This window comes from Marivita hallyeonensis (genome assembly GCF_900129875.1).
GTDB classification, from domain to species: domain Bacteria; phylum Pseudomonadota; class Alphaproteobacteria; order Rhodobacterales; family Rhodobacteraceae; genus Marivita; species Marivita hallyeonensis.
The window spans coordinates 55,994-68,945 of record NZ_FQXC01000007.1 but is presented as its reverse complement, the minus strand read 5'-3'; the positions used below and the strand labels follow the sequence as shown (position 1 = coordinate 68,945).

General features: G+C 61.0%; 12 protein-coding genes. 5 read left to right on the top strand and 7 right to left on the bottom strand.

Annotation, left to right across the window (positions count from 1 at the left end; genetic code table 11):
• Positions 1–33 precede the first annotated feature (33 nt).
• Positions 34–1,014: a zinc-binding dehydrogenase gene (locus BUA42_RS18850; protein ID WP_072779889.1), complete on the bottom strand. Its 981-nt coding sequence runs from the start codon at positions 1,012–1,014 to the stop codon at positions 34–36.
• A gap of 191 nt (positions 1,015–1,205) precedes the next feature.
• On the opposite strand from BUA42_RS18850, the gene BUA42_RS18845 reads away from it, so the two are divergent.
• Genes BUA42_RS18845 through BUA42_RS18830 form a run of 4 tightly spaced genes read left to right on the top strand, consistent with a single transcriptional unit; the run spans position 1,206 to position 4,981 of the window.
• On the top strand, positions 1,206–2,171 hold the full coding sequence (locus BUA42_RS18845; RefSeq protein WP_084066304.1) for a beta-keto acid cleavage family enzyme: 966 nt from the start codon (positions 1,206–1,208) through the stop codon (positions 2,169–2,171).
• 11 nt (positions 2,172–2,182) lie between these two features.
• Entirely contained in the window at positions 2,183–2,992 is an 810-nt protein-coding gene (locus BUA42_RS18840; protein WP_072779888.1) for a 2-keto-4-pentenoate hydratase, read from the top strand.
• Positions 2,989–3,723 carry an SDR family NAD(P)-dependent oxidoreductase gene (locus tag BUA42_RS18835; protein ID WP_072779887.1) on the top strand — a complete coding sequence of 245 codons (735 nt, stop codon included), beginning with the start codon at positions 2,989–2,991 and terminating at the stop codon, positions 3,721–3,723. The genes BUA42_RS18840 and BUA42_RS18835 overlap by 4 nt, the downstream gene beginning before the upstream one ends.
• A 16-nt stretch (positions 3,724–3,739) precedes the next feature.
• The gene (locus tag BUA42_RS18830; RefSeq protein WP_072779886.1) at positions 3,740–4,981 is read left to right on the top strand and encodes an acyl-CoA dehydrogenase family protein; all 1,242 of its coding nucleotides are present in this window, start codon (positions 3,740–3,742) and stop codon (positions 4,979–4,981) included.
• Positions 4,982–5,507: 526 nt separating this feature from the next.
• On the opposite strand, the gene BUA42_RS18825 is transcribed toward BUA42_RS18830, so the two are convergent.
• The 6 genes from BUA42_RS18825 to BUA42_RS18800 form a co-directional block, all read right to left on the bottom strand.
• Positions 5,508–6,407, bottom strand: coding sequence for an ArdC family protein (locus BUA42_RS18825; protein ID WP_072779885.1), 900 nt, complete (start codon positions 6,405–6,407; stop codon positions 5,508–5,510).
• A gap of 272 nt (positions 6,408–6,679) precedes the next feature.
• Positions 6,680–7,852 (bottom strand): ATP-binding protein, encoded by a 1,173-nt coding sequence (locus tag BUA42_RS18820; RefSeq protein WP_178346935.1) that lies wholly within the window; start codon positions 7,850–7,852, stop codon positions 6,680–6,682.
• 52 nt (positions 7,853–7,904) lie between these two features.
• On the bottom strand, positions 7,905–9,170 hold the full coding sequence (gene repC, locus BUA42_RS18815; RefSeq protein ID WP_072779884.1) for a plasmid replication protein RepC: 1,266 nt from the start codon (positions 9,168–9,170) through the stop codon (positions 7,905–7,907).
• 165 nt (positions 9,171–9,335) lie between these two features.
• Positions 9,336–10,331 carry a plasmid partitioning protein RepB gene (gene repB / locus BUA42_RS18810; RefSeq protein WP_072779883.1) on the bottom strand — a complete coding sequence of 332 codons (996 nt, stop codon included), beginning with the start codon at positions 10,329–10,331 and terminating at the stop codon, positions 9,336–9,338.
• A gap of 73 nt (positions 10,332–10,404) precedes the next feature.
• The gene (gene repA, locus BUA42_RS18805) at positions 10,405–11,622 is read right to left on the bottom strand and encodes a plasmid partitioning protein RepA (protein WP_072779882.1); all 1,218 of its coding nucleotides are present in this window, start codon (positions 11,620–11,622) and stop codon (positions 10,405–10,407) included.
• Positions 11,623–12,137: 515 nt separating this feature from the next.
• Entirely contained in the window at positions 12,138–12,476 is a 339-nt protein-coding gene (locus tag BUA42_RS18800; protein ID WP_013959932.1) for a DUF736 domain-containing protein, read from the bottom strand.
• A gap of 241 nt (positions 12,477–12,717) precedes the next feature.
• Between BUA42_RS18800 and BUA42_RS20995 the strand changes: the two genes are divergently transcribed.
• Positions 12,718–12,921 carry a hypothetical protein gene (locus BUA42_RS20995; protein ID WP_143152750.1) on the top strand — a complete coding sequence of 68 codons (204 nt, stop codon included), beginning with the start codon at positions 12,718–12,720 and terminating at the stop codon, positions 12,919–12,921.
• Positions 12,922–12,952 lie beyond the last annotated feature (31 nt).

Here is a 12,952-nt window from a genome sequence, read left to right as displayed (position 1 = left end):
CTGCCGTAATGGCATCATTCACGAAGCTGATACTCAGGGTGTCAGAACGATTTTTCCGAAGTGTTTGTTCTGTTTCATGTACTGCTGCGCTGCATCCGCGTCGGCCAGGGGAAAGACCCGATCAACCCTGGTGGTGTACGCTGCGCTGGCAAGCAGCGGGTACATGTCCTTTTCTGCGGCCGACGCGACAGCTGAGTGTTCTTTGACGTCACGTGTGCGGAAAGTGACGCCAATCATCTGGATGCGCTTGGCAGAATGCTCGTTCAGGTCAATCTCGCCAGTCCATTTGCCCAAGCGGCCCACGTTGATGATCCGACCCTTGATGGCGGCAGAGTTGATCAATTTGCCCGCCGTTTCACCGCCGATCTGGGCGATGGTCACATCTGCACCGTGCCCGTCCGTCTCATCTTGGACGACAGCCACGAAATCCTCTTCACGCGTATTGATGCCACGGGTGACGCCCATCTTGTCCATCTGCACCAGTTTTTCCGGTGATCCGGAGGTGCCGAACACGTGACAGGCACCGAAGGCTTGCGCGATCTGGGCAGAGGCCTGTCCGATCCCCGATGTCGTCGCCTCAATCAGGACCACATCCCCCTTGGACAACCGTCCATTGGTGATCAGCGCATTATGGGCCGTCATCAGGGCCACCGGGGTGGCCGCCGCCTCTTCCCAGCTCAGGTTTTCCGGCACTCGCATCACCAGACGGTAATCCACAAGGCATTCTTCGGCGTAGGTCTTGGCCGCCATTGCCATCACCCTGTCCCCAACGGAAAAGCCACGCACCTGCGCGCCCATGCCGATAACCTCGCCCGCCATCTCAAGCCCTGCGACCGCATGATCTGCCCCTGTGTCATGTCCATAGTGACTGACAAAGCGGTAGAGATCCGCAAAATTCAGCGCCGCACCCCGTACCTTGACCAACAGATCGGTTGGGCCCGGCTCAGGCTCGGGTATATCGCGTAGAAACAGTTCAGGTGCCTCGCCGACTTGCTCGATACAGATGGCTTTCATGATGCGGGTCTCCGGTTCGCTGCTGTTGGTGCCGAACCTGACGCGAAACTCTAGCGCGCTCCATATGCTTTGTCTTACGAGGTCATGCGTTTCGTGAATGATCCCATCATTTCTGGGAAATTGTGTGTAAAGGCCGGTGCCGCATATCCCTTATCTCAGACAAACGACACCACCATTCAGGGAGCCTTTATATGCCGGACGCTTATGATTTTAACGATGCACGGGACTACATGAAGCGCGCAGGTACGGCGAAGATGCCCCCACTGATCATTTGTTCGGCCATGTCTGGGGGGATGCACGGCAAAGAGCTGAACCCAGCCTTGCCCGAAACTCCGGAAGAACAGGCGGCGGAGGCCAAGCGTTGCTATGATGCGGGCGCCTCGATGGTGCACATTCATGCCCGCGACCCGGATACCGGCTATGCGCGTCCCGCGCGGCGGACCGAAGATTTCCTGGAAGTGAACCGCCTGATCCGTGCGCAGTGTCCTGATTTGATCATCGACAACACGTCGGGCGGCGGCATGGGGCTGGAGCTGGAAGAGCGCCTCAGTTCACTGGATGCGAACCCCGAAACCTCTGACATTGACATGGGCCCCTTCGCGATTGCGCTGAAACTCAAGGCCCGCAAGGCCCCGCTGTCAGGACGCGACGCGGATGAAGTGTTGAACGACGTGCTGCCCGTCACCGTGCATGAAACCGAAGAACGTGCGCGGCGCATGAAAGAAAAGGGCATCAAGGCAATCCCGGCGTTGTTTCATCCTGGCCATTGGAGCATGGTGCACAACCTTATCGATAAGGGGCTGATCGAGCCGCCTTACACCTTTGCCATGATGCTTGGGATGATCTCTTCGTCGTTGCCAACGCCCGACGCTTTCCTTTCAATGTTGCGTGACGCGCCCAAGCCTTACCAGATGTTTGTGATGTCCGTGGGCCGCCATGATCTTCCCATGTCCACCATGGCCATCCTGACCGGCCAGCACGTGATGATCGGGCTGGAAACGAACCTGTCCCACGCACCGGGTCAAATGGCCGATAGCAACGCTCGCTTTGTCGAGCGGACGGTGCGCATTGCCAAAGAGCTGGGCCGCGAGATCGCCACGCCTGCGCAGGCGCGCGAGATGCTGGGTTTGTCCGCAACTCCGACCTCATACACCTAAGGAGCCGAAAGATGCTGTCTACTAAAGAGCAAGTCATCCGCGCCGCCGATGCGCTGCACGAAGCCCGGATCACGAACCAGCCGACCACACCCGTCCGCGATCTGCTCGCACCCGGAGATGTGGAAGGTGCCTATGCCGTCCAGCGCCACAATATCGACCGACGCCTCACCGAGGGTGCGCGCATGGTCGGCCGCAAGATTGGCATCACGACCAAGGCCGTGCAGGCCCAACTGGGCATTGATGAATGCGACTACGGCGCGATCTTTGCGGATGATTTCTTTCGCGAAGATGAGGTCATTCCGGCAAACCGTGTGATCCAGCCCATGGTTGAGGGTGAGATTGCCTTTGTTTTGGGCCGGGACCTGACGGTTGGACACCCCACCCTCGCGGATGTGATTGGCGCCATCGACTATTGTCTGCCCGCCATTGAGGTTGTGGACAGCCGCGTGCGCGATTGGGACATTCAGATTGTCGATACGGTAGCCGACAATGCCTCGTGCGTCTTTGTTGTTCTGGGCGGCAAGCCGGTGCGCCTTTCGGACGTCGACCTTGAGCTGTGCGGCATGAAGATGGAAATCGACGGCGAGATCGCATCGACCGGCATCGGGGCGGCCTGTCTTGGCTCGCCGCTGAACGCGACCGCTTGGCTGGCGAAAAAAATGGTCGAGGTGGATCTGCCGCTCAAGGCTGGTGACATCGTGCTCAGCGGCGCGCTTGGGCCGTTTCAAAGGGTCAATCCAGGCTCACATGTGGAGTTGCGCATTGCGGGGCTGGGCAAAGTTCAAACCCGGTTTGCTGCTGTATCCGAGGGCACGATATGAATAGCTATGATCTGAACGGTCGCGTGGCCGTCGTGACCGGTGGTGCGCAGGGTCTTGGCCTTGCCATTGGTGAGCGATTTATGGCTTCGGGCGCAACGGTTGTCTGCTGGGACGTGGATGACGCGTTGCTGGACGCGCTGCCGGCTGCTTTGCACTCTCAACGGGTTGATGTGTCTGACGTCGCCAGTATCGAAGCGGCAACCGCCGATGTGCTCAAGGCGCATGGCAAAATAGACATTCTGGTCAACAATGCCGGCATCACTGGCCCCAACGCAAAGACATGGGACTATGCGCCCGAAGACTGGTCGCGGGTCATGCGCATCAACCTTGACGGCCCGTTCCTGACGGCACGCGCCATTGTGCCACAGATGATCGCGCAGAACTATGGCCGCGTGATCAACATCGCTTCCGTCGCGGGCAAGGACGGGAACCCCAACGCGCCCGCTTACAGCGCCAGCAAGGCAGGCGTGATCGGGCTGACCAAGAGTCTCGGCAAAGAGCTTGCCGACACCAAGGTGACGGCCAATTGCATCACGCCGGCAGCGATCAAGACCGCGATCTTCGATCAGATGACGCAAACACATATCGACTACATGCTGTCGAAGATCCCGATGGGTCGCTTTGGCACCACCGACGAACTGGCTGCCATGGCCACATGGATCGCATCCGAGGAAAGCTCGTTCACCACCGGCGCGGTCTTCGACTTCTCCGGCGGCCGGTCGACCTATTGAACCTAGTGAGGCAGAGATGAATACGATAGCCAAAGACCATAATTTCAAAGCCCGCATGTCCGACGAAATCTACCATGACATGCTGTCGCCCGAGGAAACGCAGAACATCCGCGCCGAGGTACGGCGCTTTGCCGAAACCCATGTTGCCCCGCGCGCCCGTAAGATCGGCGAGGCGGATGAAAGCGTGGAAGGATTCGCCTTCGACCTCTACCGCCGCATGGGCGATGAGGGGCTGTTCGCGATCCCCTTCGGCACTGAAAACAAGGGCCGCGGATTGGCCCACCGCGTCGCCGCCACCGCAACCACGATTGAAGAGTTGGCCTATTTCTCAAACTCTGTCGCGGCGGTTTATGACGTGAACTGCATCCTTGCCGGGCGTACGCTTGAGCGGGCTTCCGAGGAGGTGCGCGAAGAGTGCCTGCACCCGCTCATTCGAGGGGAAAAGATTGGCGCATTTGCCACCACCGAACCTGAAGCAAGCACCGATCTTTCGCCCAAAGCGCTAAAGACACGCGCCACGCTGAAAAACGGCATCTATACCGTCAACGGCCACAAACGCTGGATCACCAACGCACCTGTGGCGGACTTTGTGACAATGCTTTGCACCTCCAAGGATGGCCTCGTAGAGTTGACGATTGACCTTCACGCCAAGGGTGTCACCGTCGGCAAACCCGACCAGAAGCTCGGCAATCGGGGGCAACTGACCGGCGATATTTACCTTAAAGACGTCGAAGTACCCGAAAGCCGCCGCATCGGTACGCCCGGAGAAGGGTTGCGCATCGCGCTGCAAACCCTGACCTATGGCCGCGTTGGCATCGCCGCAACCGGGGTCGGCATGGCGCAGGCCTGCTTTGACGAGACGATGGCACATCTCAAGACTCGACACGCCTTTGGCAAACCCATCGGTGCCAACCAGTATTGGCAGTTCAAGATGGCGGAACGCGCCTGTCACCTGGAGAACGCGCGCAGCCTCTACCTTAAAGCTGCGTTGCGTATGGACAGCGGCGTGGCCTTTCCCGAACCCGAAGCGGCGATGGCCAAGTTCTATGCCACGGAGTTGGCCGTGGACATGGCGCGCGATGGGATTCAGGCGATGGGTGGCTATGGCTTCATGCGGTCACTCAGCCATGACGATCATCACAATCCGGTTGAGACCCACTACCGAGATGCCAAGATCGCGGAAATCTATGAGGGAACCAACGAGATCCAACGCATGGTCGTGGCACGCACACTATTCGGGAAAGAAATGACGGGTTAGCGGCAGATGCGCTACGGTGCATGTTCGGCTGGCAAGTATGCAAATAGTTTCAGTATCTCGACGTCTGCATCCCTGTATCCATTGTCGCCCTTGCCGCGGGTAGTTTCCGCGGCGTCTGCTCAAGAAACGTCCGACGGGCCTTAACAATCATTGAGCTTCGACCTTTAGGTGCAAGAAGTCTCCGGCCAAGTTTCATTTACGCGCGAATAGACTTTCTTGTTCATGCCTGTGGCAGCTGATGCATAATGGCTCCCGACATTGCGCTTCGTATCGAAAGCTTTCTCGATGCCCTCCGTGGCGAGAATGCAGTTAGTAACTAAGCTATTGTGATCTCCCCGAATGACCGGTTCGGTGGATCTTGCCTCGCCTCCTGATATGCTCTGCCCCGCGTGCAAAGAAATGCTGCGTCAGCGAAGACCAAAAATCCAAGGCCGGGTTTGTCCGTGTTGCCGCCACCGATTATTGGCGCGATGAAGGTCCGGAAACGTCACCTGCGAACCCTTAGGCAGGTCTGTTTTGAGACCGCCTAAGCGACGGCCTCGTCCCGATACGGTTGCAGATCATGCAGAAAATCGACTGCACGCTGCGCATGGGCCGCGGCCTGGAAGATATATCGCGTGTCGCTCCGAAGACCGCGAAGCCAATAATCGATATAGGCGGCATGCTCCGGGCGCGGATCCGGCGACAATCCCAGATCGGCGGCCAGAAACGCAGCGCCCAGTTCCGCGACAAGCTCCTCTTGCGCATAGCCTTCATCGCCCCAGCGTTTTCGACCGAAACTCCGGTCCAGGCGATCGGGATGGCGGGTCCAGTGGGTGATCTCGTGACCGAGTGTGGCGTAGTAGCTCTCTGGGTCTTCGAACGTTTCGAAGGGCGGCATCTGCACGTAATCCGGCTCAACGGCGTAGTAGGCCTGGGTTCCCCCGTGACGAATGTCGGCCCCCGTGGCTCCAAAGAAGGAGTCTGCAGCTGCATCGCGTGCGACTGTGTCGAGCATCGGCTCCGGGACGGCGTAGAACGCCGCGGGAAGGCCCTCGATCTGGTCGACGTTGAAAACCGTGTAGCCTTTCATGAAGGGGATCACGACTTCACGGTCTTGACCGGCGGCGTCGGTTTCGGTCTTGCGAAAGGTGTCTGCATAGACGACCAACTCGCCCTTCGCGCCCTTGCGCACCTGGCCGCCGAGTTCTGACGCTTGACGATAGGTCATCCAGGTCGGCGCGGCGAAGCCTTTGGCGACCGAGGCGATCCAGAGCAGGACGATGTTGAGACCGCGATAGGCGACCCCGTTGTGCCGCAAGGGTCGGGAAACCCGCCCCGCAAGATGCTCAGTGCTCCAAGGCTTGTGCCAGGGTTGGGTCCCGGCTTCGAGATCGGCGATGATCTTCGCCGTGACGCGGGTGTAGATGTCGGGCCGTTTTGCCATGATGTCCTCCTTTCGGCAGGTCCCTCGTGCGGGACGCGGAAAGGCAGGACGGACGCTGTGAGCCGACGGCGCATGGTCAACACGGGGGAGCGTCCGCGACCGGCGCGGGCAGGCCATTGCGCTGGCGGCGGCGTCTGTCACGCCCGCGCTCCCCTGCTCGCACGGGGGACCTGACGGGAGGCGCAACTGGCAGGCGGGTCGAGGATTGATCAGCCCCGTGTCATCAGGGCTTGGGCCGCGGATTGGCCGGGAACCCAGGCGGAGACGCGCTCCTAGAGCGCGCTCAGCCAGTCGATTGCGGCCGAGAGCGGCGCGGCACGGAGCCCGCCTTGCCCCGGCACTTCGCGGGTCTCGGCATAGACCAGAAGCCGCTCCGCCACGTCGAGATCGTCGGCGGCGATATGGAACCCGCGGGTGACCTTGGGACTGGTCGTGCGTTTGATCTCAATGGCCCAAAGCGCCCCGCCGGGCAATTTCAGGATCAGGTCGATCTCGGCCCCGGCAGAGGAGCGGTAGAAACTGGCTTCGGTGCCCCGCGGGGCCGCCGCGATCAGGTTTTCGATGCAGAAGCCTTCCCAAGAGCCGCCGACCACCGGATGACCGAGCAGCGCCTCGGACGTCTCAATCCCCAAGAGCGCGTGGGTTAGACCCGCATCGCGGATGTAGACCTTGGGCGATTTCACCAGCCGCTTGCCGGTATTCGCGTGCCAGGGCGGGAGCCGTCGCACCAGCATCAGGTCCACCAGCAGATCGAGATAGCGCGCAATGCTTTGGCCAGAGACGCCGAGGCCCGCCGCCAGCTTCGCCGCATTCAAGAGCCCGCCCTGCTCATGGGCCAGCATGGTCCAGAACCGCCGCAGGGTTTCGGCCGGGATGCGCAGGCCGAAGCTCGGGATGTCGCGTTCGAGATAGGTGCGAATGAAATCCTCGCGCCAATTCAGGCTGGCCCGGTCCGATTGGGCGAGAAAGCTGTCGGGAAAGCCGCCGCGTAGCCAGAGCCTCTGCAAGGCCTCCTGTCTCACTTCATCCAGCGTGAACGGCGTCAGTTCGTGATAACTGACCCGGCCTGCCAGCGATTCCGCGCTTTGCTGTAGCAGCGTATTGGAGGCCGACCCCAGGAGCAGGAATTGCCCGGTGCGGTGCCCGGCCCGCCGTCGCCGGTCGATCTGCCCCCGAAGGGCACCGAACAGCCCCGGCATCAGCTGCACCTCGTCGATGACCACCAGCTTGCCCATCTGCGCGTCGAGATAGAGATCGGGCTCCTCGAGGATCTGCCTGTCCGCGATCCGCTCCATGTCGAGATAGATCGCCTCGCGGGTTTCTGCGATATCCTGGGCCAGCGTGGTCTTGCCGACCTGACGCGGCCCGAGAAGGACGACCCCCGCCTGGACATCGAGGGCGTCTTCGACCCGTTTGAGGTGATTGCGCACGATCATACCTTGCATTTATTCTATCTCGTGGAAGATTTGCAAGGTTTTCGAAAAGCAAAGCCCGGTCTCACGCCGCCATCTCGCTCAGCCGACCGAAGAAACTGCGCTCGAGATGCAGCTCCCCTGCCCCGGCCTTTTCGACCATGCCCCGCAAGTATCCGCCCGGCGAGTTGACCTCGCCTGAATGGACCTTCTCGAAGACCAAGGCAAATGCAGCCGCAGCGGCGGGTTTGCCCATCTGCTCTTGTGCGGCGATCCAGGCGTGTTCCGAGATCCCGATCATCGGCCGCAATTCACCGGCGACCCGCACGAAATCGCGCCAATCGCGGATGTAGCCGCCCAGATTGCGCCCCCAGGAAGTGAATTCCGGGCAGGCTTGCAATATCGTTCCCAACTCGATCCCGACCTGCGGCTTGTTTGCCTCCCCTGCCCCACTGTCCGACGCTGTCCGTGCCACAGGCACTGGCTGTGCCGGTCCGGGCGGTTCGCCCGCCGCTTCCTCATTTTCTGAGGAATTACGAATTACATGATGAAGCTGTTTTGTAATTGGTATGTGAGGTCCGGAACTGACCTCCCTGGGGTCCATATTTTCCATTTCCTCGGTCATCTCTGTGCTTTGATCCACAGGTTTTGCCTCCCGCAGAAATACCTTCTCGACCCGCGACAGCAGGTCAGCGAAGCGATTTGCCAGTCGCTGAAGCATGTCGGCCCCCGCACGCGGGCCTGGCAGACACGCCAGAAGCGCCTCGAAGGCCTGTTGCAGGCTCCGGAGCCCCGGCATGTGTTCCGGGCGCTCCAGCACCGCCTCGAGACGCGCCCGGATACTGCGCCGGGCTATTGTGATCTGACGCCGAAGACGCTGACAGAGCGCCCGCTCCGCTGCCAGATCAGCCGCCAGTGCCTCGAACTCCGCGGCCCGGGCGCTCAAGGGGGCGAGATCGAACCCGTAGGCCTCGACAATCACGCCATCGGCATCGCGGCGGCCCCAGCGTTTGCCATTCGGGCTGTCCCGGAAAGTGATCACGCCGACCTCTGCCAGACGCCGGGCGTGGCGTTTGAGCGTCGACAGGGAAAACCCGGTCCGCTCGATCAGATAGGCGTTCGACGCCCAGACGATCGGACGCCGCCCCTCCTCCCAGTCCTGGGGCTGGGTGAAGGCCGCAAGCGTATCGAGCAGCAGAAGATCCGCCGCTTTCAGCCCGATATGGGCCCCCACACGTTTCGCCGCGACAACACTGCGTGTCTTGGCAATGAAAATCTGTTCGCCGTCTCGGGCCAGCTGATCCGCGGTCCCGAGAGCCGGCGTCGGCTTGCGCCAACCGCTCTGTGTCATGCCTGTATCTCACCTCCGGTTTTGTGGAGGCAAAAAGATTCCCGTGCGCCAAAACGACGTTCTTTCGTTGACAGTGATTCGCGGGAGCGGTATCCAGAAGGTGTCTAATCTATTTGGATAAGCTCTCGGGCCGGATCGGCTTGGGGGCTTTTCTTTTGCCTCAGGTCATGATGTCGATGTCTCCTCCGATTGAGACAGATACTCCGCATAGAGCTGGTCGAGGTTCTCCGAGAGAAACGCTCCAAAGCCTGCGGAATCCTTGGATGTCAGCGAGATGGTATAGGCGCGGCCCGCGCGTCCGATGACGCCCTTGATCCGGCCCTCTCCGGCGGTCCAGGTGCGCTTGGCCGGGGTGGCTTTCGCCGCCCGGCGCCGGGGTGCCCTGCCCGCCTCGGTCACCTTGCTGTGCAGAATTTCGAACTTTGTGTCGCTGTCGAGCTGGTCAAACCCCTCCGTGGCCAGGATACGGTCGGCCACTGTGACATTGCTTTTGACTGCCATCAGCTTCTTGAAATCTTCCCAACGGTCGCGCCCGATCTGCTTGGCGGGTCCGATCGCGGCGATGACATGGCCGGGCACCGTCCCCGCCACCGACAGCATGCGCGACAGGAGCGTGCCGTCGATGGTCAGCGCCTGCTGGATCACCTCCTTGGCCTGGCCGAGATCATGCAGGTTCCTGGCAAAAAGCGCCTTCTCGATGAAGGAGAGGTCGGCCCGGGCGGTGTTCTCCTGGCCCTGCGCCAGCACATGGGCGACATCGTCCATCTCCTTGACCACGGCGCGGACCGGACGTCCGAGCGCGCGCGCGACACGCACCCGGCGATGCCCGAAGACGACCATGTAGCGATTGGCGGCCTCCGGATGCGGCCTAAGCAGGACCGGCGTGTCCTGTCCGCTTGATGCGATTGACGCCTTCAACTCCTCGAAGGCCTCGTCATCGCCGCTGAGCCGGTCATTGACGAAGGAGGCATCGATCAGGGCGGGATCGATCTCGACGATGGTTTCGCCTTCGAGAAGGCGTTTGGAGTTTTCGGCGAGACTGTCGATCGAAACCTTCATGGATTTCGAAGCACCGCGCATCGCGTAGCTCGAGCGGCCCCCATCGACCGGCGGGTCGGTCGGCTGTCCGATCACGGATTTCAACAGGTCTTTTCTGGCCATGATGCCCTCCTTTTCGGGCCACGAGACCCCTGGTCTGCACGGCTGTCAAAACGCATCTGCACGGCTGTCAAACTCATGGGCTTTCGCGCCCCCAGGCCTGATGCACGAGACCGGCGATTTCATCGTTGACGGCATTCAGAGAGGTGATCGCGCGGTCATAGGTCGACCGCACGAACTGCGCCCGCTCGACCTCGTAAAGCGTCTGCTTGGTGATCCCGGCATCCGAGATCGCCGTCGATTTCACCATCTGCGCTTCGAGCATCTGGTTGGGGAACATCGCCTGCAGGAAGCCGACCATCTGCTTTTGCGGCCCATCGGTGGGTTCGAACCGTGTCACCAGATAGCGGAACCATTTGAGCCGCATCTCGGCTCCGGCTTCGCGGATGGTGCGCAGGATACCGCCCAGCATCAGGAGGAACTGGCTCATCGACATCACGTCGAGCATCTGGGGATGCACGGTGATCAGCACCGAACTCGACGCTGTCAGTGCCGTTAGAGTCAGATATCCAAGCTGGGGCGGGCAATCGATCACCACCACGTCGTAGCGGTCTTCGACCTCTTCCAGCGCTTTTGAGATGCGGGTGAAGAAGGCGCGGCCTTCGGAGGGATCGCGGCTCGTGAGGGCCACCGGCGTGTCGTATTCGTATTCCTGCAAATCGAGGCTGGCCGGAACGATATCGAGGTTCGGGAAGTTCGTGGAGCGAATGACTGCGCTGATCGGCTGGCGCTCCGCGTCATAGCGCAGGGTCTCGTAGAGCGAGGAAACAGAGTCTAATTCAGGCTGAATTCCATGCAGCGCGGTGAGCGAGGCCTGCGGATCGAGATCGACCGCCAGCACCCGATGGCCCTTGAGCGCCAGGTGTTGGGCCAGATGGGCGGCGGTCGTTGTCTTGCCGCTGCCGCCCTTGAAGTTGACGACGGAGATGACATGCAGCTCTTCGCCTTCGGTGCGATGGGGCAGGTAACGCCGCTTGCCCGGACGGCCATGGGCATCGAGATAGGCGCGCAGCTCGAGCATCTGTGCTGCGGAATAGGATCGCCGCCCAGAGGCCGAGGTTTGTGGCTCCGGTCCCTTGCCCTCCAGATGCAGCTTCTTGATCGTCGACTGCGTGACGCCGAGAAAATAGGCTACTTCGGCGAGAGAAAACTGCCGCAGACCCTTCTGGGCATCGGGGGGGTATTGTTCCTGACGCAAGATATTGAGTCGATCGGAAATCAGTTCTCCTTGCTGGAGGATGATTTCATCGAAGGCCAACTCGCCTGTATCTTGCCGGAATGGTGCTGTCGCCATCCTGCCGCCTCGCCTAATATCGCTTTTATCGCGATTTCTTTCGTTAAACTGTGACTACAGCGGAAGTGGGTTATCCACAACGATTTTTTCAGCGGGCGGCAAAGCGCTGCCGGATCATGGCAGAGATCGGTGCGACCACAAGACCCCGCAGATAGGGCAAGAAGGACCGCAATATCTGGTAGGGTGCAATACCGATCCAGTCCTTGCGTCTTTGCGCAGACGGCGGCAGAATTACTATAGATTGTTGTTTTTAATAATGTTTCCCGATTTGCACGGCTGTCAAGAAAGACAAACCACGATCTGCGCACATGGGCCGTGGAGCCAGATTGCCGTTGCCTGCGACCACCCGTGCAGGCTTGCGCCACAATCACGGTCTTCCGCGCGGCGCGCACTGGGGTCACGCTCGGAGGATTCCGGCAAGAAACACCCCCAGCACACCCATTCGGGAGAATCGGTGCCCGATTCTCAGGTCCAAGCCCGGGTGGGTTGGCCGGGTGTCCCGGCCAACCGTGAGTTCACGCGGCCTCTTTCGGGCCCCAGGGGATCACCGCCTGCAGGGTCGGGTCGTCCTGATGCGCCGCCTGACCGAGATTGGCATTGAACCCGTAGTCCCGGATCGTCAGCGTGAAATAGTCCGCGCCAGTCTCCCGGTTCTGTTTGCGCCAGATGCCGCCGCATTCGACGAGACGGCCGCGGGGCGAGCGGCCGAGCACCCGGTGGGTGGGTGCCATCGGATTGTCGCTGGTCACGGGTTCCACGGAGATGTCGAGATCGAAGGTCAGGGTCGAGATCGACCCGGTGCCCTTGGCGGTGCCGATCTCGGCGGCGTCGAATTTGATGCAGTTCGGGGTCATTGCGTGTCTCCTTGTCTGGTGTTGCAATGCCGGTGACCAGAGCAGGGCGTCCGAGGGACAGCACCGCAGGCGCAGCGCAGCGCAGAAGGGCAGGGGGCCGCGCTTTTTGATCCGCGCGGAATGCCCGGCACGGGCAGGGGAAAAAGACGGCCTCCAACCTTTGCGGCTCCCGGAGCGCCCTGCCACCGGCGACGCTCAGCAACACCAATCGGAGACGGGCCGGACCCCCGGACAACAACAGGTGACCGCCACGATGAGCGCCAATGGCTCGGACAGGATCTGCGCCTCGGTGATGCATGTCGCCGGGCACCCAAAGCGGCACGCCATCCCGCGTCTCGCCCAGGAACCGGCCGCCCAACCTGCGGCACCAGTCACCGCCATGAGTTCCATGCCGCAAACCTGCGAGGCGGCGTCAACCGGTCGTCGCCCCAAGACGATCTCGTGAGATACCAATCAGGGTTTCGGCACGGGTCGCA

What these genes read in the sequence shown, in the direction of transcription:
- BUA42_RS18840 (WP_072779888.1), top strand. Translation starts at nt 2,183, where the DNA reads ATGCTGTCTACTAAAGAGCAAGTCATCCGCGCCGCCGATGCGCTGCAC.
- repA (WP_072779882.1), bottom strand. Translation starts at nt 11,622, where the DNA reads ATGGCGACAGCACCATTCCGGCAAGATACAGGCGAGTTGGCCTTCGAT.
- BUA42_RS18830 (WP_072779886.1), top strand. Translation starts at nt 3,740, where the DNA reads ATGAATACGATAGCCAAAGACCATAATTTCAAAGCCCGCATGTCCGAC.
- BUA42_RS18800 (WP_013959932.1), bottom strand. Translation starts at nt 12,476, where the DNA reads ATGACCCCGAACTGCATCAAATTCGACGCCGCCGAGATCGGCACCGCC.
- BUA42_RS18835 (WP_072779887.1), top strand. Translation starts at nt 2,989, where the DNA reads ATGAATAGCTATGATCTGAACGGTCGCGTGGCCGTCGTGACCGGTGGT.
- repC (WP_072779884.1), bottom strand. Translation starts at nt 9,170, where the DNA reads ATGACACAGAGCGGTTGGCGCAAGCCGACGCCGGCTCTCGGGACCGCG.
- BUA42_RS18825 (WP_072779885.1), bottom strand. Translation starts at nt 6,407, where the DNA reads ATGGCAAAACGGCCCGACATCTACACCCGCGTCACGGCGAAGATCATC.
- BUA42_RS18820 (WP_178346935.1), bottom strand. Translation starts at nt 7,852, where the DNA reads ATGCAAGGTATGATCGTGCGCAATCACCTCAAACGGGTCGAAGACGCC.
- repB (WP_072779883.1), bottom strand. Translation starts at nt 10,331, where the DNA reads ATGGCCAGAAAAGACCTGTTGAAATCCGTGATCGGACAGCCGACCGAC.
- BUA42_RS18850 (WP_072779889.1), bottom strand. Translation starts at nt 1,014, where the DNA reads ATGAAAGCCATCTGTATCGAGCAAGTCGGCGAGGCACCTGAACTGTTT.
- BUA42_RS18845 (WP_084066304.1), top strand. Translation starts at nt 1,206, where the DNA reads ATGCCGGACGCTTATGATTTTAACGATGCACGGGACTACATGAAGCGC.